Origin of the sequence: Pseudarthrobacter sp. J47, from assembly GCF_049810315.1 — a bacterium.
Taxonomy (GTDB): domain Bacteria; phylum Actinomycetota; class Actinomycetes; order Actinomycetales; family Micrococcaceae; genus Arthrobacter.
Genome location: NZ_CP187358.1, coordinates 3,204,478 through 3,229,939, shown reverse-complemented (window position 1 = coordinate 3,229,939; position 25,462 = coordinate 3,204,478). Strand labels below are relative to the sequence as shown.

At 65.2% G+C, this 25,462-nt stretch carries 25 protein-coding genes; 18 read left to right on the top strand and 7 right to left on the bottom strand.

From position 1 onward, the window contains the following. The 6 genes from ACPJW8_RS14825 (at position 1) to ACPJW8_RS14800 (ending at position 7,097) form a co-directional block, all read left to right on the top strand. Positions 1 to 873 carry a metal ABC transporter permease gene (locus tag ACPJW8_RS14825; protein ID WP_330187235.1) on the top strand — a complete coding sequence of 291 codons (873 nt, stop codon included), beginning with the start codon at positions 1 to 3 and terminating at the stop codon, positions 871 to 873. A gap of 314 nt (positions 874 to 1,187) precedes the next feature. Next, positions 1,188 to 2,093, top strand: a complete 906-nt coding sequence (locus tag ACPJW8_RS14820; protein WP_330187236.1) for an ankyrin repeat domain-containing protein — start codon at positions 1,188 to 1,190, stop codon at positions 2,091 to 2,093. A gap of 240 nt (positions 2,094 to 2,333) precedes the next feature. Beyond that, positions 2,334 to 2,627: a molybdopterin oxidoreductase gene (locus ACPJW8_RS14815; protein ID WP_330187237.1), complete on the top strand. Its 294-nt coding sequence runs from the start codon at positions 2,334 to 2,336 to the stop codon at positions 2,625 to 2,627. After that, the gene (gene nirB, locus ACPJW8_RS14810; protein ID WP_330187238.1) at positions 2,627 to 5,101 is read left to right on the top strand and encodes a nitrite reductase large subunit NirB; all 2,475 of its coding nucleotides are present in this window, start codon (positions 2,627 to 2,629) and stop codon (positions 5,099 to 5,101) included. The genes ACPJW8_RS14815 and nirB overlap by 1 nt, the downstream gene beginning before the upstream one ends. After that, positions 5,098 to 5,457 carry a Rieske (2Fe-2S) protein gene (locus ACPJW8_RS14805; protein WP_330187239.1) on the top strand — a complete coding sequence of 120 codons (360 nt, stop codon included), beginning with the start codon at positions 5,098 to 5,100 and terminating at the stop codon, positions 5,455 to 5,457. The genes nirB and ACPJW8_RS14805 overlap by 4 nt, the downstream gene beginning before the upstream one ends. 176 nt (positions 5,458 to 5,633) lie before the next feature. Continuing rightward, a complete protein-coding gene (locus ACPJW8_RS14800; protein WP_330187240.1) occupies positions 5,634 to 7,097 on the top strand; it encodes an amino acid permease in 1,464 nt (487 codons plus the stop codon). A 181-nt stretch (positions 7,098 to 7,278) separates the two neighbouring features. Here ACPJW8_RS14800 and ACPJW8_RS14795 read toward each other — a convergent pair whose 3' ends face one another. Then, the gene (locus tag ACPJW8_RS14795) at positions 7,279 to 7,458 is read right to left on the bottom strand and encodes a CsbD family protein (RefSeq protein WP_330187241.1); all 180 of its coding nucleotides are present in this window, start codon (positions 7,456 to 7,458) and stop codon (positions 7,279 to 7,281) included. Positions 7,459 to 7,603: 145 nt separating this feature from the next. Between ACPJW8_RS14795 and ACPJW8_RS14790 the strand changes: the two genes are divergently transcribed. From ACPJW8_RS14790 to ACPJW8_RS14760, 7 genes are all read left to right on the top strand, one after another. Continuing rightward, positions 7,604 to 8,062 (top strand): SRPBCC family protein, encoded by a 459-nt coding sequence (locus tag ACPJW8_RS14790; RefSeq protein WP_330187242.1) that lies wholly within the window; start codon positions 7,604 to 7,606, stop codon positions 8,060 to 8,062. Then, the gene (locus ACPJW8_RS14785; protein WP_330187243.1) at positions 8,062 to 8,721 is read left to right on the top strand and encodes a pentapeptide repeat-containing protein; all 660 of its coding nucleotides are present in this window, start codon (positions 8,062 to 8,064) and stop codon (positions 8,719 to 8,721) included. Before ACPJW8_RS14790 ends, ACPJW8_RS14785 begins: the two co-directional genes overlap by 1 nt. A 132-nt stretch (positions 8,722 to 8,853) precedes the next feature. After that, on the top strand, positions 8,854 to 10,083 hold the full coding sequence (locus ACPJW8_RS14780; RefSeq protein ID WP_330187244.1) for an acetyl-CoA C-acyltransferase: 1,230 nt from the start codon (positions 8,854 to 8,856) through the stop codon (positions 10,081 to 10,083). A gap of 2 nt (positions 10,084 to 10,085) precedes the next feature. Then, the gene (locus tag ACPJW8_RS14775; protein ID WP_330187245.1) at positions 10,086 to 10,865 is read left to right on the top strand and encodes an enoyl-CoA hydratase/isomerase family protein; all 780 of its coding nucleotides are present in this window, start codon (positions 10,086 to 10,088) and stop codon (positions 10,863 to 10,865) included. Then, positions 10,862 to 11,731, top strand: coding sequence for a 3-hydroxyacyl-CoA dehydrogenase family protein (locus tag ACPJW8_RS14770; RefSeq protein WP_330187246.1), 870 nt, complete (start codon positions 10,862 to 10,864; stop codon positions 11,729 to 11,731). Before ACPJW8_RS14775 ends, ACPJW8_RS14770 begins: the two co-directional genes overlap by 4 nt. A 31-nt stretch (positions 11,732 to 11,762) precedes the next feature. Then, a complete protein-coding gene (locus ACPJW8_RS14765; RefSeq protein ID WP_330187247.1) occupies positions 11,763 to 12,368 on the top strand; it encodes a GNAT family protein in 606 nt (201 codons plus the stop codon). 116 nt (positions 12,369 to 12,484) lie between these two features. Continuing rightward, positions 12,485 to 13,003, top strand: coding sequence for a hypothetical protein (locus ACPJW8_RS14760; RefSeq protein ID WP_330187248.1), 519 nt, complete (start codon positions 12,485 to 12,487; stop codon positions 13,001 to 13,003). Here the strand turns inward: ACPJW8_RS14760 and ACPJW8_RS14755 are convergent. Continuing rightward, positions 12,987 to 13,808, bottom strand: a complete 822-nt coding sequence (locus ACPJW8_RS14755; protein WP_330187249.1) for an SGNH/GDSL hydrolase family protein — start codon at positions 13,806 to 13,808, stop codon at positions 12,987 to 12,989. The two genes, ACPJW8_RS14760 and ACPJW8_RS14755, sit on opposite strands and share 17 nt — an antisense overlap. Before the next feature lie 184 nt (positions 13,809 to 13,992). Between ACPJW8_RS14755 and ACPJW8_RS14750 the strand changes: the two genes are divergently transcribed. Together ACPJW8_RS14750 and ACPJW8_RS14745 are read left to right on the top strand one after the other, a co-directional pair. After that, on the top strand, positions 13,993 to 15,339 hold the full coding sequence (locus ACPJW8_RS14750) for an MFS transporter (RefSeq protein ID WP_330187250.1): 1,347 nt from the start codon (positions 13,993 to 13,995) through the stop codon (positions 15,337 to 15,339). Continuing rightward, a complete protein-coding gene (locus ACPJW8_RS14745; RefSeq protein ID WP_330187251.1) occupies positions 15,293 to 15,676 on the top strand; it encodes a metalloregulator ArsR/SmtB family transcription factor in 384 nt (127 codons plus the stop codon). Before ACPJW8_RS14750 ends, ACPJW8_RS14745 begins: the two co-directional genes overlap by 47 nt. A gap of 89 nt (positions 15,677 to 15,765) precedes the next feature. On the opposite strand, the gene ACPJW8_RS14740 is transcribed toward ACPJW8_RS14745, so the two are convergent. Further along, positions 15,766 to 16,380 (bottom strand): DUF305 domain-containing protein, encoded by a 615-nt coding sequence (locus ACPJW8_RS14740; protein WP_330187252.1) that lies wholly within the window; start codon positions 16,378 to 16,380, stop codon positions 15,766 to 15,768. Positions 16,381 to 16,445: 65 nt separating this feature from the next. Then, entirely contained in the window at positions 16,446 to 18,614 is a 2,169-nt protein-coding gene (locus ACPJW8_RS14735; protein ID WP_425256355.1) for a heavy metal translocating P-type ATPase, read from the bottom strand. Positions 18,615 to 18,903: 289 nt separating this feature from the next. On the opposite strand from ACPJW8_RS14735, the gene paaZ reads away from it, so the two are divergent. Continuing rightward, the gene (paaZ, locus tag ACPJW8_RS14730; RefSeq protein ID WP_330187253.1) at positions 18,904 to 21,012 is read left to right on the top strand and encodes a phenylacetic acid degradation bifunctional protein PaaZ; all 2,109 of its coding nucleotides are present in this window, start codon (positions 18,904 to 18,906) and stop codon (positions 21,010 to 21,012) included. 72 nt (positions 21,013 to 21,084) lie between these two features. On the opposite strand, the gene ACPJW8_RS14725 is transcribed toward paaZ, so the two are convergent. The 3 genes from ACPJW8_RS14725 to ACPJW8_RS14715 form a co-directional block, all read right to left on the bottom strand. Continuing rightward, positions 21,085 to 22,164, bottom strand: a complete 1,080-nt coding sequence (locus tag ACPJW8_RS14725) for a hypothetical protein (protein ID WP_330187254.1) — start codon at positions 22,162 to 22,164, stop codon at positions 21,085 to 21,087. 548 nt (positions 22,165 to 22,712) lie between these two features. Then, positions 22,713 to 23,339: a Chromate resistance protein ChrB gene (locus tag ACPJW8_RS14720; RefSeq protein WP_330187255.1), complete on the bottom strand. Its 627-nt coding sequence runs from the start codon at positions 23,337 to 23,339 to the stop codon at positions 22,713 to 22,715. 114 nt (positions 23,340 to 23,453) lie between these two features. Next, on the bottom strand, positions 23,454 to 23,804 hold the full coding sequence (locus ACPJW8_RS14715) for a metalloregulator ArsR/SmtB family transcription factor (protein ID WP_330187256.1): 351 nt from the start codon (positions 23,802 to 23,804) through the stop codon (positions 23,454 to 23,456). Between the two features lie 90 nt (positions 23,805 to 23,894). Here ACPJW8_RS14715 and arsB point away from each other — a divergent pair, with 90 nt between their 5' ends. Next, on the top strand, positions 23,895 to 25,025 hold the full coding sequence (gene arsB, locus ACPJW8_RS14710; protein ID WP_330187257.1) for an ACR3 family arsenite efflux transporter: 1,131 nt from the start codon (positions 23,895 to 23,897) through the stop codon (positions 25,023 to 25,025). After that, positions 25,022 to 25,456: an arsenate reductase ArsC gene (locus tag ACPJW8_RS14705; RefSeq protein WP_330187258.1), complete on the top strand. Its 435-nt coding sequence runs from the start codon at positions 25,022 to 25,024 to the stop codon at positions 25,454 to 25,456. Before arsB ends, ACPJW8_RS14705 begins: the two co-directional genes overlap by 4 nt. Positions 25,457 to 25,462 lie beyond the last annotated feature (6 nt).

Below are 25,462 nucleotides of genomic sequence, written 5' to 3'. Positions count from 1 at the left end.
ATGGACCTGCTGGAAATCCTGCTGGAGCCACTCGGCTACGACTTTATGGTCCGCGCGATCCTCACCACGGTGCTTGCCGCCGTCGTCTGCGCGCTGTTGAGCTGCTGGCTGGTGCTGATCGGCTGGTCCCTGATGGGCGACGCCGTGTCCCATGCCGTGCTGCCCGGCGTGGTGCTCGCCTACATCGTGGGGGCGCCGTTTGCGCTGGGCGCCCTGGTGTTCGCGCTGATAGCGGTGACGCTGATCGGCGTGGTAAGGAACACCAGCCGGGTGAAGGAAGACGCCGCGATCGGCATCGTCTTCACCTCGCTGTTCGCCCTCGGCCTGGTGCTGATTTCCGTGACGCCCAGCCAGACGGACCTGAACCACATCATCTTCGGCAACCTGCTGGGCGTGAGCGTCCCGGACCTCATCCAGGTGCTGGTACTCGGCGCCGTGGCCTTCACCATCCTGATCCTGAAGCGCCGGGACCTGACGCTCTACGCCTTTGATCCCACCCACGCCCACGCCATTGGCCTGTCCCCGCGGCGGCTGGGCGCCCTCCTGCTGGGCCTGCTGGCGCTGACCTCTGTGGTGGCGCTGCAGACCGTTGGCGTGGTGCTGGTGGTGGCCATGCTGATCATCCCCGGCTCCACGGCCTACCTGCTGACGGACCGGTTCTCCCGGATGCTGCTGATCGCGCCCGTAGTTTCCGCGATCTGCGCCGTGGCCGGGATCTACCTCAGCTACTACCTGGACACTGCCTCGGGCGCCATGGTGGTGCTGACGCAGGGAGCCGTGTTCGCCGTCGTCTATCTCTTCAGTCCGCGGCAGGGACTGATCGGGACACGGCTGGCCAAGGCCCGGCGGAAACGGGCGATCGCCGCGGGCTAGCCCCGCGCCCGGCGCCCAGCTCGCCGGAACCCGTCCTGCTCGCCGAGCTCGCCGGAACCCGTCCTGCTCGCCGGAACGTTCCGGCGAGCGGGCACCATTCCGGCGAGTGGGCGCAGTTCCAGTGACCTGTTGGGCCCGAGCGCATCCACCAAATGGCTGATGTTTCCTCCCGGTCTGGTGGATGTGGTGGGCCCGCGTTCCGGAGAAGATGGTTTCAGGGCAGTTCCGCAACAAGGGCTGCCCTGAGCGACAGGCTACGGACCCGGGAAGGCGCCACTAAATTGCGAACCACGTCGAGCTGGAGGGTGGCGTTGATGCTGCTGCCATTGACGCTGGCCGGCTGTACACAGGGCCCGGCACAGCCAGAGCCGACCGGGCCTGCCCAGAGCGCCACCACTGCCGCGCCATCGGTCACCCCGTCCGCGAAGCCATCCGCACAAGGGTCTGGAGCACCCTCAGCTGCGCCGTCCCCGTCGTCCTCAGTTCCGTCAAATGAACCAACCCCCTATGCCCAGGGCCAGGAGCAACTGGACGCGCGGCTTCGAGCAGCTGCGTGGGCGAACGACGTCCCGGCTGCAGGACAGCTCATCAAGTGGGGCGCGAACGTCAACGCCAAGGATGAGACGGTGCAGTCCGCCTACCTGGTAGCCACGAGCGAAGGGCACCTGGACTTCCTTCGCCTGACGCTGGCGCATGGAGCGGACGTCAGGGACCTTGACAGTTGGGTGGGTACGGGCCTGATCCGGGCTGCCGAACGTGGCCACTGGGACGTCGTCGGCGAACTGATCCAGGCCGGCGTCCCCTTGGATCACGTGAACCGGGTGGGTTACCAGGCGATCCATGAAGCGGTCTGGTTCGGCCGGGATGACCCCACGTACCACGCAACGGTGCGGGTACTTATTGCCGGGGGAGTCCAGTTCAACGCGCCGTCGGTCAACGAGGGACTCACCCCGTCCCAGATGGCTGCCCGCAAGGGGTTTACGGGGCAGTCGTCAGTGCTGGCCGCTTTGACCCAGACGCCGCTTCCGGGAGATCCGGCGTCCGCCCTGCTGGCTGGTGCCGCTTCCGGGGACGCCAATGCCGTGGCCCTGGCGCTGCGTGCCGGGGCGCCACCGGCCACAGAGGACGCCGATGGAAAGCCGGCGCTGCAGCTCGCAGAAGAAGCCGGGAACATCGAGGCCGCCCAGGTACTCCGGGCACTGTGTAACCCCTGCCGCTGAACCCGGCCACGCTCCCGGAGCCTGCTGATGGGGCGGTGATCTCCGCGCTCCGCGCCATGGCAGGCAGCGGCCCCAAAATCCGGTGAGATTTGCGTTAAAGGATCGTTACCGGGGGACCGGCAGGGCGAAACATGGGCGGCGCATCATGGGGGCATACCGAGTTCCGCTGCCGAGAGGATCTGCCCGTGATCACCAAGAACCCTTTTCCTGCAGGGTATTTTTCCGTTCCATGGCGTGGGTATGGAAAAGCCGGTACCCATCCACAGCGAGCTGATGCATTACGTCCCGGACGGCACCATCAACCAGACCCTGTATTTCCGCGGCGGCAATACCAGCAGCGAGCTGGTGGCGGTGGTCCTGATGCGGGACGGCCAGCCCATGCGCTACTTTCCCATCGGTGCCAAGGGTGAGGTGCACGTGCCGTTGCGGGTGGTGGAAGACATTGAGGGCGGCTCGGTCATTGAGCTGTTCCTGGTGGCGCCGGAAGGAACGACCGGGTCCCTGGTGATCGACCTCGGGATGGTGGAACACTGATGGCGGCCCGGCGGAGGCTGGTGGTGGTGGGCAACGGCATGGCCGGTGCGCGCACCGTGGAGGAAATCCTGGCCAGGGGCGGGGCGGAGCAGTTTTCCATCACCATGTTCGGCGACGAACCCTACGGAAACTACAACCGGATTATGCTCAGCCACGTTCTCTCAGGTGAGGAGAGCGACGCTGACATCTTCCTCAACGCCCTCACCTGGTACCAGGACAACGGCATCGACCTGCACGCCGGCGTCACCGTGGAGCGGATCGACAAATACACCCGGCACGTGTTCTCCAGCGACGGCCGAGTCACCCCCTACGACGTGCTGATCATCGCCACCGGCAGCCGCTCCCACATGCCACCCATGGAGGGCCTGCACACCGTGGGCGGGTCCATCAAACCGGGAGTGTTCGGCTTCCGCACCATCGATGACACCCGCAAAATGGTGGCCCACGCCCGGCAGGAGCATCACCGCCGGGCCGTGGTGATCGGCGGCGGCCTGCTGGGCCTTGAGGCAGCTTATGGCCTGCGCAGCCACGGCATCGAAGTGGAGGTGGTCCAGTCCGGCAGTCATCTTATGAGCGCACAAATGGGGCCCGACGGCGGTGCGGTGCTGCGCAGGAGCGTGGAGGCACTGGGCATTGGGGTACATACGGGCAGCCGGACCACTGCCGTCCTCGGAACGGACAGGGTCACCGGGGTGAGCCTGCGGGACAAGCCGGACATTGACTGCGACATGGTGGTGGTGGCCGCCGGAATCCGGCCCAACGTGGACCTGGCCGTGCTCAGTGGACTTCCCGTTGAACGCGCGATTGTGGTGGATGACCAGCTGCGGGTCCAGGACGAGGACGCCATCTACGCGGTGGGCGAGTGCGTCCAGCACCGGGGCCAGGTCTACGGCCTGGTGGCGCCGCTCTGGGAACAGGCGGTGGTGCTGGCCAAACACGTGACGGGTACGGACGCAGGCGCCGCCTATCTGGGCACGCGGACCGCCACCAAACTGAAAGTGGCCGGCGTCGAGGTTGCCTCCATGGGCCTGCACGGGCCGGAGCGGGACACGGACGAGCACATCGTCTTCTCCGAGCCAAGCCGCGGGGTGTTCAAGTCGATCGTGGTGCGGGACAACAAGATGGTGGGTGCCACGCTGCTGGGGGACAGCCGGAAGGTGGCGTTCCTGACCCAAGCGTACGACCGTGGCCTGCCGCTGCCGGAGGAACGGATAGGGCTGCTGTTCGATCTGGGGACGCCCGGGGAGGACGTCGGAGTGGCTGAACTCGCGGACGATGCGCAGGTCTGCAATTGCAACGGCGTCAGCAAAGGGGACCTGGTGGGCGCGGTGAAGGGCGGCTGCAGGTCCCTGGCAGGTGCCATGGAGGCCACCCGGGCCGGGAAGGGCTGCGGATCCTGCAAGCTGCTGGTGACCCAGGTGGTGGAGTGGGCCGCGGACGGGGCTGTGGAGGAGGATCCGTCGGCCAGCTATTACGTTCCGGGGATCCCCCTGGACAAGCCGGCCCTGATGGCAGAGATCCGGAAACGTGGGCTGCGCTCGGTGTCCCAGGTGTTCCAGGCACTTGCGCCGGGCAGCACCGAGGACGCGAGGTCCAAAATGGGGCTGGCCTCGCTGCTGAAGATGATGCTGGCGGACCGGTACATCGACGAACGCGACGCCCGCTTCATCAACGACCGCGTCCACGCCAACATCCAGCGGGACGGCACCTTCTCCGTGGTGCCGCAAATGAAGGGCGGCGTGACGTCGGTACACCAGCTGCGGCGCATCGCGGACGTGGCGGAGAAGCACAAAGTGCCGCTGATCAAGCTCACTGGCGGGCAGCGGATCGACCTCCTGGGCATCCCCAAGGAGGACCTGCCGCAGGTCTGGGCGGACCTCGACATGCCGTCCGGGTATGCGTACGGCAAGAGCTTCCGCACTGTAAAAACCTGCGTGGGAAAGGACTTCTGCCGTTACGGGACGGGCGATTCCACCCGCCTGGGTGTGGAGATCGAGTCCCTCTTTCAGGGCATCGAGGCGCCGGCCAAGCTGAAGCTCGCAGTGTCCGGCTGCCCCCGGAACTGCGCCGAATCCCTTGTTAAGGATGTGGGCGTGGTGGCAGTGGAGGGCGGCCGTTGGGAAATCTACGTTGGCGGCGCGGCCGGAGCCCATATCCGCAAAGGAGACCTGCTGGCCACGGTGGATGACCCCGACGAAGTCAAGGTCCTGACAGGCCGGTTCATGCAGTACTACCGCGAGCACGCCAACTGGCTGGAGCGCACGTACGCCTTTGTGCCCCGGGTGGGAATCGAGCACTTGCGGGCCGTGATCGTGGAGGACTCGGAAGGCATCGCAGCCCAGCTGGACGAGGCCATGCAGGCATCGGTGGACAGCTACGTGGACCCCTGGAGCGAGCGCGACGATCCACTCACGCCCGGCCAGTTCCGCACCTCGCTGCCGCTCACGGCCCTCCCGCAGGTGCCGGTCCGATGAGCGTGCAGCAAGGTGGAATGCCCGACGGCGGACCGGGAACCAGCGCGGTCCACGTCCTGGGGCCGGTGGACCAGGTCCCCGTGGGCGAGGGCCGTGCCTTCGCGGTGGGCGGCGAGCAGGTGGCTGTGTTCCGGCTTCGGGACGGTTCGTTGCGGGCGCTCTCGGCAGTTTGCCCGCACCGCGGCGGCCCGATCGCCGACGGCACCATAGACCAGGAAGTGGTCATTTGTCCGCTGCACCAGCACACGTTTGACCTGGTCACCGGCTGTTCCACCAGCGGCGCCGGGGACCTGCGGAGTTACGTGGTGGACGTGGACGGCGACCGGAACCTGGTGCTCATGATGGCGCCGGTGTAGCGAACGTCACGTAGTACCCGAGTGCGTCTTGTAGGATGGTCAAGCCGCGCGAAGCTTCGGCCGTATGAATTATTCCGCTCACAAACGGTTGCCCTAAGACTAAAAGGCCGAATTTTGTGCTCTGAGTCACTCGTATGCCGGACGCGCGCACCCCCAACCCCCCACAAGGAATTGTTGTGCCACAAAGTACCCCCACAGAACTCCAGTCCAGCACGGCACCATCCACCGCCGTCGTAGATTCAACCCTCAGTGCCGAGGGCTACAAGAAGTCCCTGAGCGGCCGCCAGGTCACCATGATCGCCATGGGCGGCGCCATCGGTGTTGGCCTGTTTATGGGCGCCGGCGGGCGGCTGGCCTCCACCGGACCCGCGCTGATTTTCTCCTACGCCATTGCCGGCGTCATCGCCTACCTGCTGATGCGGGCACTGGGCGAGCTGATCATGTACCGCCAGACGTCAGGCTCGTTCGTCAGCTACGCCGGCGAAATGTTCGGCAAGAAGGGCGCGTACCTGTCCGGCTGGATGTACTTCATCAACTGGGCCATGACCGGCATCGCCGAACTGATCGCGATCGGCCTCTACTTCCAGTTCTTCTTCCCCAACGTTCCCGTTGAACTGACCGCCATCGCAGCGCTGTTGCTGCTGGTGGGCGTGAACCTGATGAGCGTCAAGGCGTTCGGAGAATTCGAATTCTGGGCCTCCTGCCTGAAAGTCGGCGCCATCGTGATCTTCCTGGCCGTGGGCACCTTTATGGTGGTCTTCAACGCCCAGGTGGGCGACGGTCACGCCTCCGTGAACAACCTCTTCGCAGCCGAAGGCGGCATGTTCCCCAAGGGTGCCCTGGTGATGATCCTGGTGCTGAACGCCGTCATCTTCGCCTACAACGGGATCGAACTCGTGGGCATCACAGCCGGCGAAATGCAGAACCCCGCCAAGGAAGTCCCCAAGGCAATCCGCGCCGTCGTCTTCCGCATCGTGGTGTTCTACGTTGGCTCCGTGACCCTGCTGGCCATGCTGCTTCCGTCTGACCAGTACGTTGCCGGCACCTCGCCGTTCGTCACCGTGTTCGGCCAGATGGGCCTGGCCTGGATGGGCGACGTTATGAACATGATCGTCATCACCGCCGCGCTGTCCTCCTGCAACTCGGGCCTGTACTCGATCGGCCGGATCTTCCGCACCATGGCCAACAACGGGCACGCCCCCACCTGGCTGACCCGGATGTCCAAGAGCCACGTGCCGTACGCGGCCATCCTGGCCATCGGCGCCGTTTACCTGGTGGGCATCCTGCTGAACATCCTGCTGGGCGGTTCGCACGCCTTCGACCTGGCCCTGAACTCGGCCTCCATCGGCGTGATCTTCACGTGGGGCGCCATCTTCGCCAGCCAGATCGCGCTGCGCAAGAAGAAGGGCAACGTCTCCCCGCTGCCTGCTCCGGGCGGCGTCTGGAGCAGCTGGGCCGGCCTGATCTCCCTGCTGGTCATCACCGTGCTGATCGGGTTCGACACCATGACCAGCAAGACCGGCGAGGTCTTCCACCTGGGCCTCTGGACCCTGGCCACCATCCCGTTCTTCGCGCTGCTGCTGTGGCTGGGCTGGCAGAAGGTCAAGACCAACGAGCCGAAGAACGCCCTCTTCAGCTAGGTCTCCGCTGCCGGGCGCATGGTCCGGCAGGGGGCAAACATTAACGACGCCGGCCGTCACCTTCGCGATGAAGGTGACGGCCGGCGTCGTACTTCCCAAGTAGGTAGCAGTTGTTGCCGCTAAACGGCTCGTAAAGGGCAACTAATGCGACTCAGTTGGGAGGGGGGAGGGGGAGGGCGGACTAGTCGTTGCGCTTGAACTGGTCCTTGACGTCCTCGCCGACCTTTTTGGCGTCTGCCTTCAGCTGGTCGGCCTGGCCCTCGCGCTCAAGCTTCTCGTTGTCCGTGGCCTTGCCGGCGGCTTCCTTGGCCTTGCCTCCCGCATGCTCCGCAGCGTTCCCGATCTTGTCTCCGATTCCCATGGTGGATGCCACCTTTCGTCTATCCGGTTGACCTGTGAGTGCACCTTCACGATAACACGAAGCATGCTTACCATCTCTTCGAGTGGGCGGAATATCAGCACGACGGCGCATAGTGATTGTCAGCGCCCGGGGATAGGCTCGAAGCATGGATCACAGCACCAGCCTCACCCAGCACATCCAGGCCGCGCCGGAAAAAGTCTGGTCCGTGATCACTGACATCCCGGGCTCCGTGGCAACGCTTTCCGGCGTGAAGGCGGTACAGATGCTCACGGACGGCCCGTACGGCGAGGGCACGCGCTGGAAGGAAACGCGGTCCATGATGGGCCGGTCCGAGACGGTGGAAATGTGGGTTGCCCAGGCGGATCCGCCGCGCAGCACAACCGTCAAAGCCGTTCAGTCCGGCGCCGATTACACCAGCCGGTTCACCCTCAGTGAGCGTAAAGGCGGTACGGACCTGACGCTGACGTTCGGTGCTGAAATCATCAAGCCCACAGCCTTCAGCCGCATCACCATGGCCCTTTTTGGCAAGATGGGCATGGCCATGACCCGGAAGGCTCTGGCCAAGGACCTTGAGGAAATCGCCGCCAAGGCCGAAGCTCTCTAGTGGCGGCTACTGCCAAGGTCCAGGCTCCGCGGCTCTCGCCGGTTAAGCTCGCGGACCTCACCGATGCCGCGGATCCGCACTTCCAGCGCGGGGAGAGGTACGACGGCGGCCGGTACAGCCGGGCGGCAGCTGACGGCCTGGAGCTGAACGGCGCAGTCTTTGCCGAGTGTGAATTCCAGGGCGCCTCCCTGAATGAAACCCAGCTCCGCGGCGCCACGTTCACCGATTGTGTGCTGACGGAGCTGTATGCGCCGGTGTTCCTTGTTTCCCGCACCGGCTGGCGGGACGTTGAGCTCACCAATCCGCGGCTGGGGTCCGCGGAGGCGTACAGCAGTGCGTGGCAGTCGGTGAGGATCGACGGCGGCAAGGTGGACTTCCTGAATCTCCGCGGGGCAAAGCTCAACGACGTCCTGGTCAGCGACTGCATCATCAACGAGCTGGACCTCGGCTCTGCTGTGGCAAGCCGGGTGGCCTTCAGGAACTGCACCATTGGCACGCTGGACCTTAACGGTGCCAAGCTCAAGGATTTCGACCTGCGCAGCACCGATTTCCGCACCATCAGCGGGCTGGGCAGCCTGGCCGGCGTGGTGGTGGACGATTACCAGTTGAGCCTCCTGGCGCCTTTGCTGGCGAGTCATCTGGGGCTGGTTGTGGCGTAATCCCGGCCCGGGATATTGACCCGGCAGGGCCGCCGTGTAATCTTTAGTGAACGAACGGTCGGTAAATTCGCTGCATTGGCTGCAGGGTCTTCCGGACGACTAACAACGCCGTTACCGCAAAGGATGTTTCTCATGGGCTCAGCAGCCGCAGGACCCCAGGCTTTCCTGGTGGGCGGAGTACGCACGCCGGTGGGCCGCTACGGCGGAGCCCTCTCCGCCGTCCGCCCCGATGACCTGGCCGCCCTGGTGGTCCGCGAAGCCGTGCAGCGTGCGGGCCTGGATCCGGACGCAATCGACGAAGTGATCCTGGGCAACGCCAATGGCGCCGGTGAGGAAAACCGGAACGTGGCCCGCATGGCCACGCTCCTGGCCGGACTGCCCCTGCACATCCCCGGCATTACGGTGAACCGGCTGTGTTCATCCGGGCTCAGCGCCATCATCCAGGCCAGCCACATGGTCAAGTCCGGCGCAGCGGACGTTGTTATTGCCGGCGGAGTGGAGTCCATGAGCCGTGCGCCGTGGGTCCAGGAGAAGCCGGCCACTGCATTCGCCAAGCCGGGTGCCATCTTCGACACTTCCATTGGCTGGCGCTTCGCCAACCCGCTGTTCCAAAAGGGGGAGCTCTCCCGCGACGGGAAAATGACGTATTCCATGCCGGAAACTGCCGAAGAGGTGGCCCGCGTGGATGGCATCAGCCGCGAGGACGCCGACGCGTTCGCCGTCAGGTCCCACGAACGCGCCCTCGCCGCGATCGCCGCCGGCCGGTTCGCCGCGGAAATCGTCCCGGTCACGGTCAAGGGCCGGAAATCGGAGACCGTGGTGGATGCGGACGAAGGCCCCCGTGCCGGCACCACCATGGAGGTCCTCTCAGGGCTGCGGCCGGTTGTTGCCGGCGGCTCCGTGGTGACTGCAGGCAACTCGTCCACCCTCAACGACGGCGCCTCCGCGATCATTGTGGCCTCCGAGGCCGCCATCGAAAAGCTCGGACTCACCCCCCGGGCGCGCATCGTGGACGGCGCGTCCGCCGGCTGCGAGCCGGAAATCATGGGCATCGGTCCAGTACCGGCAACGCAGAAAGTGTTCAACCGCACCGGCATCACGGCAGGCAAGCTTGGCGCCGTCGAGCTTAATGAGGCCTTCGCCACGCAGTCCCTGGCCAGCATGCGGCGGCTGGGCCTGGACCCGGACATCGTGAACAACGACGGCGGCGCCATCAGTTTGGGCCATCCGCTCGGTTCCAGCGGTTCGCGGATCGCGATCACGCTGCTGGGCCGGATGGAACGCGAAGACGCACGGCTTGGCCTGGCCACCATGTGCATCGGCGTGGGCCAGGGAACCGCCATGCTGCTGGAAAGGGTGTGACCATGCTCAAGAACCATGACTTCAGCACCCTGGTGGTGGAGGAACGCGAAGACCGCGTGGTGGTGCTCCTGAACCGGCCGGAGGTCCGTAACGCCATTGACCAGGCCATGGTGGATGAGCTGCACCTGGTCTGCGCGGAACTGGAGCAGCACCCCAAGATCCTGATCATTGCGGGCAAGGGCGGCGTTTTTGCCTCAGGAGCGGACATTGCCCAGCTGCGTGAACGGCGCCGGGACGACGCCCTGCAGGGCATCAACTCCAGCCTGTTTGTCCGCATAGCTAAGCTGCCCATGCCGGTGATTGCCGCGCTGGACGGCTACTGCCTGGGCGGCGGGGCAGAGCTGGCCTATGCCGCGGACTTCCGGATCGGCACACCGTCCGTGCGCATCGGCAACCCGGAAACGGGTTTGGGGATCCTGGCCGCGGCCGGGGCAAGCTGGCGGCTGCGCGAGCTGGTGGGGGAGCCGCTGGCCAAGGAGATCCTGCTGGCCGGGCTGGTGCTGCGCGCCGAGCAGGCCCTGGCAGCGAACCTGATCACCGAAATCCACGAAGCCCCGGAGCTGATGGACGCCGCGCACAACCTGGCGGACCGGATTGGCCGGCAGGACCCGCTGGCGGTCCGGATCACCAAATCCGTGTTCCACGCCCCGGCCGGGGCACACCCGCTGATCGACCAGCTGGCGCAGGGGATCCTGTTCGAGTCGCAGGCGAAGTTCGACAGGATGCAGGCGTTTCTACAGAAGAAGACCGAGAACACCGCCGAACAGAAGGAGACCCCATGAGCAGCGCCGAAACCGCAGCTGGCCTTCCCCAGTCGGTCGGCGTCCTGGGCGGTGGTCGCATGGGTGCCGGGATCGCGCATGCCTTCCTCCTCAACGGCTGCCATGTCCTGGTGGTGGAACGTGACCAGGAATCGGCGGAGGCGGCCCGCGAAAGGGTGGCTGCCGCCGTCGCCAAGAGTATTGAACGCGGGGCGACCACGCGCAGCACCGCGGAATTCCTGGGCCGGCTCAGTGTTTCCGTGGACTATGACGACTTTGCCGGCAGGCAGCTGGTGGTGGAGGCAGTCCCGGAGGACTGGGACCTCAAAGTGAAGTCCCTGCGGGGCATCGAAGCCCGGCTGGGCGCGGATGCGTTCCTTGCGTCGAACACCTCGTCGTTGTCGGTTGACGGCCTCGCGGCGGAACTGGACCGGCCGGAGAATTTCCTGGGCCTGCACTTCTTCAACCCGGTTCCGGCCTCCACCCTGATCGAGGTGGTGGTGGGAAAGCGGACGTCCCCGGACCTGGCCGTTGCGGCGAAAAGGTGGGTTGAGGCACTCGGGAAGACCGCCGTCGTCGTCAATGATGCGCCGGGCTTCGCGTCCTCACGGCTGGGTGTGGCCATCGCGCTGGAGGCCATGCGGATGGTGGAGGAGGGCGTGGCGTCCGCGGAGGACATCGACGCCGCCATGGTGCTGGGCTACAAGCACCCTACCGGGCCGCTGCGCACCACGGACATTGTGGGCCTGGACGTGCGCCTGGGCATTGCCGAATACCTGCATTCCACGCTGGGTGAGCGGTTTGCGCCGCCACAGATTCTCCGCGACAAGGTGGCGCGCGGCGAGCTGGGCCGCAAGAGCGGGAAGGGCTTCTTCGACTGGTCCTAGGACCGTGGGGGCTGGTCCTAGGATGGTCAGCGTGAGCATTTTCCAGCCCGTGACTTTGACCGGCAAGAACGTCATCCTTGAGCCTCTCCACGCGGACCATCACGACGGCCTGGTGGAAGCCGCCAAGGACGGCGAACTCTGGAAGCTCTGGTACACGTCCGTTCCCGCGCCGGAAGGGATGGCGGCGGAGATCGCCAAGCGCCTGGACATGCAGGCCGCGGGGACCATGCTGCCCTTCACCACGCGGTTGATCGACCCCGCCACCGGAGGTCCCGGCCGGATCATCGGCATGACCACGTACTGCAATATCGACGCCGCCACGCCCCGGGTGGAGATCGGCTACACGTGGAACGCGGCGTCGGCCCACGGCACGGGCACCAACCCCGATTCCAAGCTGCTGCTCCTGCGCCACGCCTTTGAAGTGTTGCACTGCCCGGCCGTGGAGTTCCGGACGCACTGGCTCAACCACCAGTCCCGGGAGGCCATCGCCCGGCTGGGTGCGAAGCAGGATGGTGTGCTGCGCAGCCACCAGCGGAGCCGGAACGGTGAACTGCGGGACACGGTGGTGTTCTCCATCCTCCAGCATGAGTGGCCGGCGGTCCGGAACGGCCTGGAGCACCGGCTCAGCAAGCGGTAGGGCTGCGGGTTTCTGGCCCTTGGGTCCGTCAGGCTTGGGTCCGTTACCCCCCGCTCGTGGAGAAATCCCCGCCGCGGACGATGGTGATTTGTCCACAAGCCGGTGATTATTACTAGATGAAGCTACAGCGCGCCGTGGTGGCCGCCGTGGCAGTGCTCGTGCTTGGTGCCTGCACGGGACCGGTGCCACCCCCGGATCCGCCGCGTCCCACCCAGACCCGGCCGGTCACCGCCGTCCCATCCACGACGGCGGCCGCTTCAGTTCGTGCTGGAACGGCCCCTGCCCCGGTGCTTCCGGGCGGCTGCGAGTACGTTTCTCCCGAAATGCTGCGGACCATTGCCGGGGGCGCGCCGGACAGGCTTCGGATCACACCCATCACCGGCGCAGCCGTAAGGTCCGCGGACTACCCCGAGCTGTACATGATTGCCATGAGGTTCTCCGTCCCGGGCGTTGGCGAGGAATTCGGCGTGTGGGCGTCGAACAGCCTTCAGCCAGGTGGTGGACTGATCATCGCTGTGGATGATTTCGCGCAGAACTTCACGCAATGGCCCGCCGGGGACACGTCATCCTTCAAAATCAGCCAGACGGACCATGGTGTTGAGGAAGCGGAAATCTGCGTCAGTTCAGTCCCGTGAAAGCCCCCTGATTCACCAGCGATCCGTAGTAGCCGTGCCGATAGCCGTCGCCGTTGGGGTGGAAGTTAGCTGGGTCGGCCAGGTTGGCAGGGTTGAAGTTGATCCAGGGATCTGCCGAACCGATCCCGTGCCCGGCAAAGGCGCCAGCCACGTCAACGTAGTGGGCCCCCTGGCTGGTTGCCGCCGACGCGATGACAAGGTTCAGTCCCTGCACGGCGGGGTTGGCGACCGGTGCAAACGGGTGGGCCGGTTCGAACAGCAGCGGGTAGCCGGTCACCACCAGCCTGGCTGTGGGTGCATGGGCCCGGATGGTGCCAACCATGGTGGCGACAGCTGTGAAGACGGTACCGTCGCCGAGCCTGGTGTACGCGGCGTTGATCGCACTGGCGCACTCGAAGGATTGCGGCGCGGGCGCGCAGGTTGCCAGTACCGTGTTGGTGCCAAGATCGATTCCCCCGGCCGTCACGGTGACCACGTCAGTAGCCGGACCAACCGCAAACGGCAGCGAAGCAATAACCTGGCCAGTGGAATTCCCGGAGCACGCGGCATTGGCGGTCAGCTCAACGTCCCGCAACTTGTCCGAGATAACCGGGTAACCCTTCTTGCTGACGAAGCAGGCCGGGTCCGTGTACGGTGCCGCCCCCTGGCCGGAGGCGTAGGAATCGCCCAGGGCCACGTACTGTGCGGCGCCCGGAGGCGCGGCCTGCGCCGGAACAGCGGCCAGCGCCATCCCGAACATGAGTGCTCCAAGAGCTGCTGCGACCGCCCGGACAGGGTTCCGCCGTCGTGCGTCCTGATTGTGCATCTTTTGCCCCTAAGTACTTACCCCCATGAGTGAAGAGACCATTTCCAGAGTAGGACGACGGCGGTCCGCGGGCGCCGGGGGCGGGTACCTGTTTTTTGCGGGGTACTACTTGCCTCCGCCACTCCGCACTGATGTATCTTTAAGTGCATACTCATGCACATATGCACTGGATGGAGTGGAGTAGATGCTGTCAGTTCTGCGGAACGTGATCTACCGGCGCCTGTTCTCGGCGCAGGTGGTCGCATTGCTGGGCACGGGCCTGTTGACCGTAGCGCTGGGGCTGCTGGCGTTCGACCTCGCCGGTGCCAACGCCGGGGCCGTGATGGGGACCGCGCTGACCATCAAAATGCTGGCCTACGTGTTTTTCGCGCCGGTCATCAACGCGCTGGTGGCCCGGCTGCCGAAGAAACCCGTGCTGATCGGCGCGGACCTGGTCAGGGCGGCCATGGCACTGTTCCTGCCGTTCATGACCGAGACGTGGCAGATCTACCTGGTGGTTTTTCTGCTGCAGTCCGCCTCCGCCACGTTTACGCCGGCCTTCCAGTCGCTGATTCCGGCGGTCCTGAAAGATGAGAAGGACTACACGCGGGCGTTGTCGCTCTCCCGGCTGGCCTATGACCTGGAGGCGGTCATCAGCCCGGTTGCCGCCGCCCTGTTGCTCAGCGTCCTCACGTATAACAATCTTTTCCTGGGAACAGTCGCCGGGTTCGTGGTGTCCGCGCTGCTGGTCGCTGCCACCCCTCTTCCCGCATCCGGACCCTCAACCCCGGCAACCCCGCCCGCCCCGCAGCAGGACCCGCTATGGCACCGGACCACGCTGGGCGCCAGGATTTTTTGGCGCAACCGTCAGCTTCGTTCGCTGCTGGCACTGAATCTGGTGGTGGCCGCGCCAACGGCCCTGGTGCTGGTTAACGCGGTGGTCTACGTCCGCGATGCGCTGGGTCGGCCGGAAGCGGACCTGGCCTTGGCGCTTGCGTGCTTCGGCGTCGGATCGATGGCCGTGGCGCTGGGCGCTCCCCGGCTGCTGGACCGGTTCGGGGACCGGGCCGTGATGCTCAGCGGTGCCGCGCTGATCCCCTTGGTGCTGGCCGCGGTCACGGCTGTCACCCTCTGGGCCGGGGTGATGCCCGACGGCGGCGGGCCGGGTATGGCTGCCGGTGCGGCCGCGTGGTGGTGGCTGCTGGGGCTGTGGTTCCTGCTGGGCGCGGGCAACGCAACGATCCTGACGCCGTCGTCGAGATTGCTGCGGGCCGCCTCCACCGAGGAGACCCGGCCCTACGTTTTCACTGCCCAGTTTTCGCTCTCGCACGCCTGCTACATCATCAGCTACCCGTTGGCAGGATGGCTGGGCGCGGCGGCCGGGTTGGGCTGGGCGGCGGCAGCTCTGACACTTCTTGCGATAATAGGCAGCGCAGGTGCATTCCTGTCCTGGCCCCGGCATGCCGCCCCGGCCCAGGCGGACCCCGTTAGTGAGTTGGAACCTGATGAGCAGCCAACCGAACAGCCTCCCGGCCAGCGTGCCAGGAACTGACCAGCCGTCCCTGGTCCACCGGGTCACGCCCGGGCCGGAACTGCTGGAGGCCGCTACCGGGACGTTGCGCATGCTGGCCGAGCCAACGCGCCTGCACCTGCTCTGGCAGCTCGCCGAAGGACCCAAAACCGTCACCGAGCTCACCGCCGCCGCCGGGGTTCCCCGCACCGTGGCCAGCCAGCACCTGGCCAAGCTCCGGCTCAGCGGCCTGGTGGACACCCGCAAGGACGGCCGGCACGTTGTGTACTCGCTGCACGACGGGCACCTGGTCCGGCTGATCCGCGAGACTCTGAACCACGCCGACCACCAGGTCACCGGCGAACCCGTCCACGAGTAGGACCCGCCGGGAAACCACCCACTCATGGAGAAATCCCCGCCGCGTACGGCGGGGATTTCTCCACAAGCGGGTGATTCACCCCGGGCGTCTCAGAGGGTACCCAGCAGGTCCCGCATCTCCTTGATCTCGGCTTCCTGCGCGGCCACGATTTCCTTGCTGAGCTCGATGGCCCGCGGATCCTTGCCGTCCGCCGTCTCGGCCTCGGCCATGGTCAGGGCGCCTTCATGGTGGACGATCATCTGTTCCAGGAAGAGCCGTGCCGCTTCCGTGCCCTGGGCATTTTCCAGTTCGGCCATGGCGGCCTGGTCCATCATGCCCTCCATGGAGTGGCCGGCATGCCCTGACTCCACGGGCTCGTTCCACTCCTTGAGCCAGCCGGTCATGGTCTGGATTTCCGGATCCTGGGCCGCCTTGATCCTGGTGGCCAGGGCCGTGACGGGAGCCGGGATATCCTGCTTGGCCAGCACCATGCCGGACATTTCCACAGCCTGGGCATGGTGCGGAATCATCATCTGGGCGAACATCACGTCCGCGTCGTTATGCTCGACGGCGGCACCCGTCCCGGTGCCGGTGGTGGGCTTCGCGGAGTGCGAACCGTGCTCCATACCGCCAGGGGCCGGAGTGCCGGACGTTCCCGCGCATCCGGCCAGGGCGAAGGAAACGGCAACGGCCGCCGTCGAAAGTTTGAGCAGTTTGTTCTTCATCAGTTCAGGTCCTTTAAGTCGTGCCGGCATGGGTGGCCGGGGGAGCGGGTTTGGGGTTCTGTTGCTCAACGTACCTCGGAAGGGTTGAGTTTCACCCTCCGCAGCAGTTGGGCGTTCAGGGCCACCACAATCGTGGAAACGGACATCAGGACGGCGCCGGCCGCGGGGGACAGGACCACACCGGCGAAGGCCAGGACGCCGGCGGCCAGCGGCACGGCCAGGACGTTGTAGCCGGTGGCCCACACCAGGTTCTGCCACATCTTGGCGTAGCTGGCCCGGGAAAGGTCCACCATGGACAGGACTGCGCGGGGGTCGTTTCCGGCCAGGACCACACCTGCGGATTCCATGGCCACGTCGGTTCCCGCGCCAATGGCGATGCCCACCTCCGCCCGGGCCAGTGCAGGGGAGTCGTTGACGCCGTCGCCCACCATGGCCACCTTCATGCCCCTGGCCTGGAGTTCGGCCACCTTTTTGTCCTTGTCTGCCGGCAGCACCTCGGCAAAGACCTCGTCGATTTTCAGGTCCTCGGCCACGGCCTCTGCCACCTGGCGGGCGTCGCCGGTGACCATGGCCACCTTCACGCCCCGGTTCTGCAACGCGGCCACGGCCTGGCGCGACTCCGGCCGGATGCTGTCCTCGAGGCTGACGGCGCCAACCACCTGGTTGCCGTCCAGCACGTGAAGCACGGCGGCGCCCCGGTCCATCCACTGCCGGACAGGCTCAGCGAGCTGGGCAGGCTCGTTGATGCCGAGTTCGCGCAGCAGTGCCGGGCCGCCCACCTGCAGCGTGCGGCCGTCAACGGTGGCGCGGACACCCCGTCCGGTCAGGGACGTGAAGCCGCCGGCCTGCGGAATATTCAGGCCGCGGTCCCGGGCGGCGCGGACAATGGCCCGTGCCACCGGGTGTTCGCTGTCGGATTCGACGGCGGCAGCCAGGGCCAGCAGCTGGTCCTCCTCCACACCGGGTACAGTCGCCACGTCCTTGAGCTCGGGTTCACCCACGGTGAGTGTGCCGGTCTTGTCGAACAGGACGACGTCGATGGTGCGCATGCGTTCCAGGGCCATCCGGTTCTTGATGAGCACGCCGGCGCGGGCGGCCTGTTCCGTGGAAATGGCGATCACCAGCGGGATGGCCAGGCCCAGGGCGTGCGGGCAGGCGATCACCAGCACCGTCACTGTACGGGTGACGGCCTCAGGCACGCTGCCCATCAGCGTCCAGGCAATGAAGGTGATAACGCCCGCCCCGGCGGCGAAGTAGAAGAGGAACGCCGCTGCCCGGTCCGCCAGGGCCTGTGCCTTGGAGGACGACGCCTGCGCTTCTGCCACCAGCCGCTGGATCCCGGCCAGTGCCGTGTCATTTCCGACGGCGGTGATCCGGACCCTGAGGCTGTTGTCCGTGGCCACGGTGCCGGCAACCACTGTGTCTCCAGGTGAGCGGGACACGGTCTTGGACTCCCCGGTGATCATGGACTCGTCAAACTCCGCTGCGCCGTCGACGATTTCCCCATCGGCAGGCATCCTGGCCCCGGAGCGCACCAGCACGGTGTCGCCTTCGCGCAACTCGGAGACGGGCACGGTTTCGGTGCCGCCGTCCGTGACGCGCTCGGCCTCGTCAGGAAGCAGGGCTGCCAGGGCATCCAGCGCGCCCTGCGCGGAACCCAGTGCGCGCATTTCAATCCAGTGGCCCAGCAGCATGATGGCCACCAGGAGTGCCAGTTCCCACCAGAAGTCCAGGTCAAATCCGCCAATGCCCAGGCTGGTGATCCACGAGGCCGCGAAGGCAACGGTGATGGCCATGGCGATCAGCAGCATCATGCCGGGCCGGCGGGTCTTAAGTTCCTGCCAGCCGCCCTTCAGGAACGGCTGGCCGCCGTAGAAGAAGATCACCGTGCCCAGGACGGGCGGGATCCACGTTGAACCCGGAAACATGGGCGCCATGTAGCCCAGGATGTGGCCCACCATGGGGCTGAAATAGACCACGGGGATGGATAGGGCCAGGGTCAGCCAGAAGCGGTTCTTGAACATCGCCGTGCTGTGCCCGGCGTGCTGGCCGTGGGTATGGACGGTGTGGTCGTCGTCGTGGATTTGGTGCTGTGCATGGGCTGCCGGGATTGCATGATCCGTTGGAGCCTGCTGGTGTTCGTGGGGCTGGTGTTGGTGCTGCTGGTGATCCGGCTCAGTAACGTTGGTGTTGTGCCCCGCGTGATGGTTCGTGTGGTTATGCATTCCACTCATGTCAGTTTCCATTTCTTGGCTGTGAAGCTATGGGCGCTGGGGTTGAACGGCTGTGATGGCGGCGCTTGGCGCGGCCGGGACATACCAGTTCACTGACAACACTTGGAACAATACCCCCGGGGGGTATATGAGTCAAGGGGTGGTGGGGGATTCGCGCGATAGGTCCAGGCGGGGGCCTTGGCTCGAGGGAACCTTCCCTGTACTGTTGGAATATATTACCGAACGGACGGTCAGTAATGCGGAGGGATCGCAGCTGGCCCGTTTGACCGCCTGGAAGGACCTGTCAACGATGACCACCACTGCCACCATGCCGGAAACCACGGACAGCACTATCGAGACCGTTCCCAGCTACGTCCAGGACGCCTGGTGGACCCCCGCCCCCGGTGCGGCGGAGGGGACCCCTGTGCGGGACGCCAGCACTGGCCGCCTTCTTGCGAAGGTGAGCACCGACGGGCTGGACCTCTCCGCCGTCGTCAATTACGGCCGCACAGTGGGGCAGGCGGGGCTGGGTGGCTACACCTTCCACCAGCGCGCGCTCATGCTGAAGGAGCTGGCGCAGTACCTCAACGCCCGCAAGGAGCAGTTTTACGTGCTGTCCGCGCAGACCGGCGCCACCAAGGTTGATTCGATGATCGATATCGACGGCGGCATTGGCGTGCTGTTCACGTTCGGCTCCAAGGGCCGGCGCGAGCTGCCCAACGCGCAGGTGGTGGTGGACGGGCCCATGGAGGTGCTGTCCAAGGACGGTTCGTTCGCCGGTGAGCACATTTACACCCGGATTCCCGGCGTCGCCGTGCAGATCAACGCCTTCAATTTTCCGGTCTGGGGCATGCTGGAAAAGCTGGCGCCGGCCTTCCTGGCTGGCGTTCCCACCATCGTGAAGCCCGCGACTCCCACAGGCTATGTTGCTGCCGCCGTGGTGAAGGCAATCATCGAATCGCGGATCCTTCCGGAGGGTTCCCTGCAGCTCGTTTCCGGATCCGTCCGCGGCCTGCTGGACGTGCTGGACTACCGGGACCTTGTTGCGTTCACCGGTTCCGCGTCCACCGCGCAGTCGCTGAAATCGCACCCGAACGTGGTGGAAGGCGGCGTCCGCTTTACCTCGGAGACGGACTCCCTCAACGCGGCCATCCTGGGGCCGGACGCCGTCCCGGGCACGCCCGAATTCGACGCCTTCATCAAGTCCCTGGTCACGGAAATGACAGTCAAGGCGGGCCAGAAGTGCACCTCCATCCGGCGCGCCATTGTGCCGCAGGAGATGGTGAAGGACGTAGCAGCCGCCGTGGGCCAGCGCATCGAGGAGCGCGTTGTGGTGGGCGATCCCCGGGCCGAGGGCGTGACCATGGGCGCGCTCGCCTCGCTCGAACAGCTCGCCGATGTCCGCGCAGCGGTCCAGGCCATGCTCGACGCCGGAGGTGAGCTTGCGTACGGAACGCTGGATTCGCCGTCGGTTACCTCCGCGGACGGAACGCGGGCCGTGGTGGAAGATGGCGCCTTTATGGCTCCGGTCCTGCTGAGCTGGGCTGACCCGGACACGGAAATCGCACACTCGCTGGAGGCGTTCGGCCCGGTTTCTTCGGTGGTTGGCTATGCGGACCTGCACGACGCCGTCCGGCTCGCCGCCCGGGGAGGCGGCTCGCTGGTGGCCACGGTCTGCACCAACGATCCCTCGGTTGCCCGTGAGCTGGTCACCGGAATTGCCGCGCACCATGGCCGGGTGCTGATGCTCAACCGCGAGGACGCGCGCACCTCTACGGGCCACGGCTCGCCGGTGCCGCACCTGGTCCACGGCGGGCCGGGCCGCGCCGGTGGTGGCGAGGAACTGGGCGGCATCCGCTCGGTCCTGCACCACATGCAGCGCACGGCCATCCAGGGCTCGCCCAACATGCTGACCGCCGTCACCGGTGTGTGGCACACCGGCGCAGACCGGAACTTCACAGTGGAGACTGAGGGTGTGCACCCGTTCCGGAAGTCGCTGGGGGATTTGCACATTGGCGATGCGGTGCGGTCCGATCTGCGCCGGGTGGAGCTGGAGGACATTTCGGCGTTCGCTTCGTCTACGGGGGACACCTTCTATGCCCACACGGACAACGCGGCGGCGGAGGCGAATCCGTTTTTCCCCGGCATTGTGGCCCACGGATACCTGCTGCTCAGCTGGGCTGCCGGGCTGTTCGTGGATCCCGCCCCGGGCCCCGTCCTGGCCAACTACGGGCTGGAAAACCTGCGCTTCATCACGCCGGTGGCAGCAGGGGACTCCATCCGGGTCACGCTGACGGCCAAGAAGATCACGCCGCGCCAAACTGACGAATACGGCGAGGTGGCCTGGGACGCGGTGCTCACCAACCAGGACGACGAGATCGTGGCAACCTACGACGTCCTCACCCTGGTGGCCAAGTAACCTTCCGCTCCCTCTCCCAACTGACTGGCATTAGATGCTCCCAAATCGCGCTTTGGGAGCATCTACTGCGAGTCAGTCCATCTCTACCGGTACCATCCCAAATCCGAAGAAGGTGACCATCCAATAGATGGCGTAGAGCCCTAGGAGGACAAAGCCGTGCCATCTGCGCAGATGTCCTGTCCAGAGGAAGTATGCCGCGACCCAGGTCATCAGCGTCAGGGCCGGCAGATGCCACGTGAACACCGTGGGGTCAACGATCACGCTGCCGAACAGCAGAAGCACGCCGAGTTTTGCTGTCACGGAGAAAACGGCGCTGCCGATCACGTTGGCTACGCCAATCTCTGGCGCGCCTTTCATTGCGGGCCTCACCGTTAAGTAGAGGTCTTCGAGAGTCAGGACGAGGGTGGCGATAGTCGCGCCGAAGACGGTGGCCTCCATGCCAAAGTCTTCCAGGATGCCTTCGGTTCCTTCTGCAACGAGGTAGGCACCGAGGATTAGCCCGACAAGCGCCAGGGCGGCAAGCGCCAGTGCTGGCCAGCCGGCCCGGCGGTTTGCCTCCGGGAACGGCATTTTCTTGGTGAAGAACTTGCTTGATGGGCCGGTTGGCTCCCCAGGTCCCTCGCGGGTCAAGGTCAGCGTGTTCCCGCTGGAGTGGGCTACGTTGCCGGGCGCGCGAGCCATCTCATAGGCCGCGAACATTTCAGCATCACGGAAAACCGGCCGGTCAGCCCTGGATTCCCGAATGACTACGTAGGTGAGGAACGCCAGGAAGAGGGCCACCAGGGCAATTCCATGGACCATAGTCATTGGCCCGGTCAGGAGGAATGGAACGAGAATGAGAGGTGAGAGGGCAAAGATGCCCAGGTAATCCCGCGGGATGTTAATCCTTGTGGGAGCCAGGATCGCCGCAATAGCGAGGACGATACCGCTGTAGGACAGCGTGGTTCCGAACACCAGGCCGACGGCAACCCCATCCATGTCCTCCATGTTGAGGACTACTCCGAGAGCCACATCATCGAACTCAATCCCGGTAAAAATTATGGCAAGCAAAAAGACCGAGACCGTCAAACCTCGCGCTGCGCCGACCAAATAACTGACGAGTTTATCGGCGGCGTAAATTAATATCGCTGCTCCAAGAGCAAACGTAATCATGGATAACATAATGCCTCTATCTGGGTTTTTGAAGATGCGGGAGTACCGATTAGTCGCTCTGACTGTAGTCCAGGTCACAGCAGGGTGAGAAGGGTTTTTTTCGCTTAAATATTCTTTTAGACCGGCATGACAATAAAGTCGTGACCTGGGTTATTAGGCCGGAATAACGGCCGTTACATATGGAATTTATCGGGTGACGCGCCGGCAAAAAGACCGGCGTCTGTGTGCCTTGTGCCCGAGGTAGGGTGCGCAGAAGATTCGTTCCCCAGGCAAGGCGCAGCCGGGCAGGTCATTGCTGCAGGTCATCGCCGAGGTCTGGCGGGCCAGGGGAGTTGGATGGCATATTGCCAAAACGTCGCTGGGTGTCCATTGGACGCAGGAAGCTGATTAGCTATCGCACAGACGCCGGACTGCTAGAGGGCTTCGGTCAACTCATCTCGATTGGACGAGTTCCTCTGTGATGCCTGGAATGGTGAACGTAACAATCCTTCACAAAAGTCATTCAAGGGGTTTACCTGGCGCTTTATATAGGCATAACGCGACCGGGACTATGGTGTGTCGGTGTCCAACTCGGCTGCGTAGACGTACTCAGCGAACTCATCCAAGGCTTCTGCGCACGCCTCAACGGCTTCCCGCGCCTTGTCCCCAGTCGGGGCCCCGAGCGTGTCACGCGCGCTGATCTTGTCCAGCCAGGCGCGCAGCTTGGCCAGATCCTCCTCGTTCTCCTCGAGTTCGGCGTACGTGAACTTCTTCGCTTTGACTTCCTTTTCCAGCTCGGCATGGAAGTCCGCGCATTGCCCGAGCAGCTCGGCATACTCTGCGTCCCGGGAGGTGTTGAATGCTTCAACGATCTGTTCGGCACCTACGAGCGTCTCGGCCCGCAGAAGCTGACCGGAGCCGCCAAGCCCCTCGACTTCGGCACGCAGTTTGCGCATCGTCCGTTCCGCCCAAGGGGACTCCGGCAGCGCCGCGACAGAGTTCGCCAAGTAGATCGCGCCTGCGGATTTGAGCCGCCGCCACACCGTTGCACGTAAACGGGATGGCTCGCTGGGCAGCCGGTAGATCAGAAGGAGCCAGGTGTTGCTTATGCTCAGGTCTTGCTTTCCGTTCTCGGGCGCCATCGACAGGAGCAGGAGAATCGAGAGGAGCCTTCTGACAAGAGGACGCAGAGTCATGCAGATGATCATGCCATGCAGATACGTTCTTCGGCCCGGACAGCCTCCCGAGCGGAAGGAGAAAGTCGAACCAAGAGAGAGATCCCAAGATACGTGGAACGCTCCCTGCTTGGGTTAAAGGCCGGTCAGCAGTCCCGCCGTGCGTTCCAAGGCCCCAGGCACCAGCGAGTAATAGGCCCAGGTGCCGCGCTTCTCCCGGTGCAGCAGGCCTGCGTCCACCAGGATCTTGAGGTGGTGGGACACTGTGGGCTGGCCCAGGTCCAGGGGTTCGGTGAGGTCGCAGACGCAGGATTCCCCCGACTCGCCGGCTTTGACCATGGAGAGCAGTCGGAGCCGGTTGGGATCGGCCAATGCCTTGAAAACCAGCGCGCGCTGCCTGGCATCCTCCGCGTCCAGGGCCGGGGGCGACGCCGGCACGCAGCACGCCTCATCCGTTGCCGGCTCAAGAATGTGAAGGGAATTCATGTAGTCCATTATGCATCTATATTGACATCCATCAATGTCCTTGAGGATACTTGCATCGACCAACATCAATCTTTCCTGTCCAGGAGTCCTGTGAGTACCCAGACCGTCCAACCGCCCGCACCCCCAGGCGAGGCCGCCGTCGTCGGGAAGCTCTCCACCCTGGACCGCTTCCTGCCGGTCTGGATCATCGCGGCCATGGCGGCCGGCATCCTGCTGGGCCGCTTCATCCCGGGCCTGGACACCGCTCTCAACGCCGTCAAGGTGGGCGAAGTTTCCCTGCCCATCGCCGTGGGCCTGCTGGTGATGATGTACCCGGTGCTGGCGAAGGTCCGTTATGACCAGGCGCACCGCGTGGTGGCGGACCGCAAGCTCCTGGTGACGTCGCTGGTGATCAACTGGCTGGCCGCGCCGGCCCTGATGTTTGCGCTGGCCTGGATCTTCCTGCCGGACCTGCCCGAGTACCGCACCGGCCTGATCATTGTGGGCCTGGCCCGCTGCATCGCCATGGTGATGATCTGGAATGACCTGGCCTGCGGGGACCGTGAAGCTGCGGCCGTGCTGGTGTTCATCAACTCGGTCTTCCAGGTGATGGCGTTCGGCGCGCTGGGCTGGTTCTACCTTCAGCTGCTGCCGTCCTGGCTTGGCCTGCCCACCACCAGTGCCGATTTCTCCTTCTGGGCCATCACACTCTCCGTCCTGGTGTTCCTGGGCATCCCACTGGCCGCCGGCTTCCTCACCCGCACGCTGGGCGAAAAAGCGAAGGGCCGTGACTGGTATGAGGGCCGGTTCCTGCCCAGGCTTGGCCCGTGGGCGCTGTACGGACTGCTGTTCACCATCGTGGTGCTGTTTGCCCTGCAGGGCGGCACCATCACGTCCCGCCCCTTGGACGTTGCCCGCATTGCACTGCCGCTGCTGGTCTACTTCGTAGTGGTGTTCGGCGCCGGCATGGTGATCGGCAAATGGCTGGACCTGGGCTACGCGAAGACGACTACACTGGCGTTCACGGCCGCCGGGAACAACTTCGAACTGGCCATTGCCGTGGCGATTGGCACGTTCGGTGTGACATCCGGGCAGGCGCTTGCCGGCGTCGTTGGTCCCTTGATTGAAGTCCCCGCACTTGTTGCACTGGTGTACGCGGCGCTGTGGGCGCGGAACCGGTACTTCGCCGCAGAAAGCCCTACTGAAAACCCCGCCGAAATCCTGCAAGGAGCAACCCGATGAGCACCGAAACCGCCAAGAAGCCATCCGTCCTGTTCGTGTGCGTCCACAATGCCGGGCGCTCGCAGATGGCCGCGGCCTTCCTCACCACGCTGGCCGGCGACGCCATCGAGGTCCGCTCCGCCGGTTCGCAGCCTGCAGACAAGGTGAACCCGGCGGCCGTCGAGGCCATGTCCGAGCTGGGTATTGACATGTCCGCGGAGGTCCCCAAGGTCCTCACCACCGAGGCCGTCAAGGACTCCGACGTGGTGATTACCATGGGCTGTGGCGACGAATGCCCGTACTTCCCCGGAAAGCGGTACGAGGACTGGGTGCTGGAGGACCCCGCAGGCCAGGGCGTCGACGCCGTCCGGCCCATCCGGGACGAGATCAAGGGCCGCATCGAAGCCCTGATCGCGGACCTCGTGCCCGCCGCGCACCGCGACGCCCAGTAATCCCCG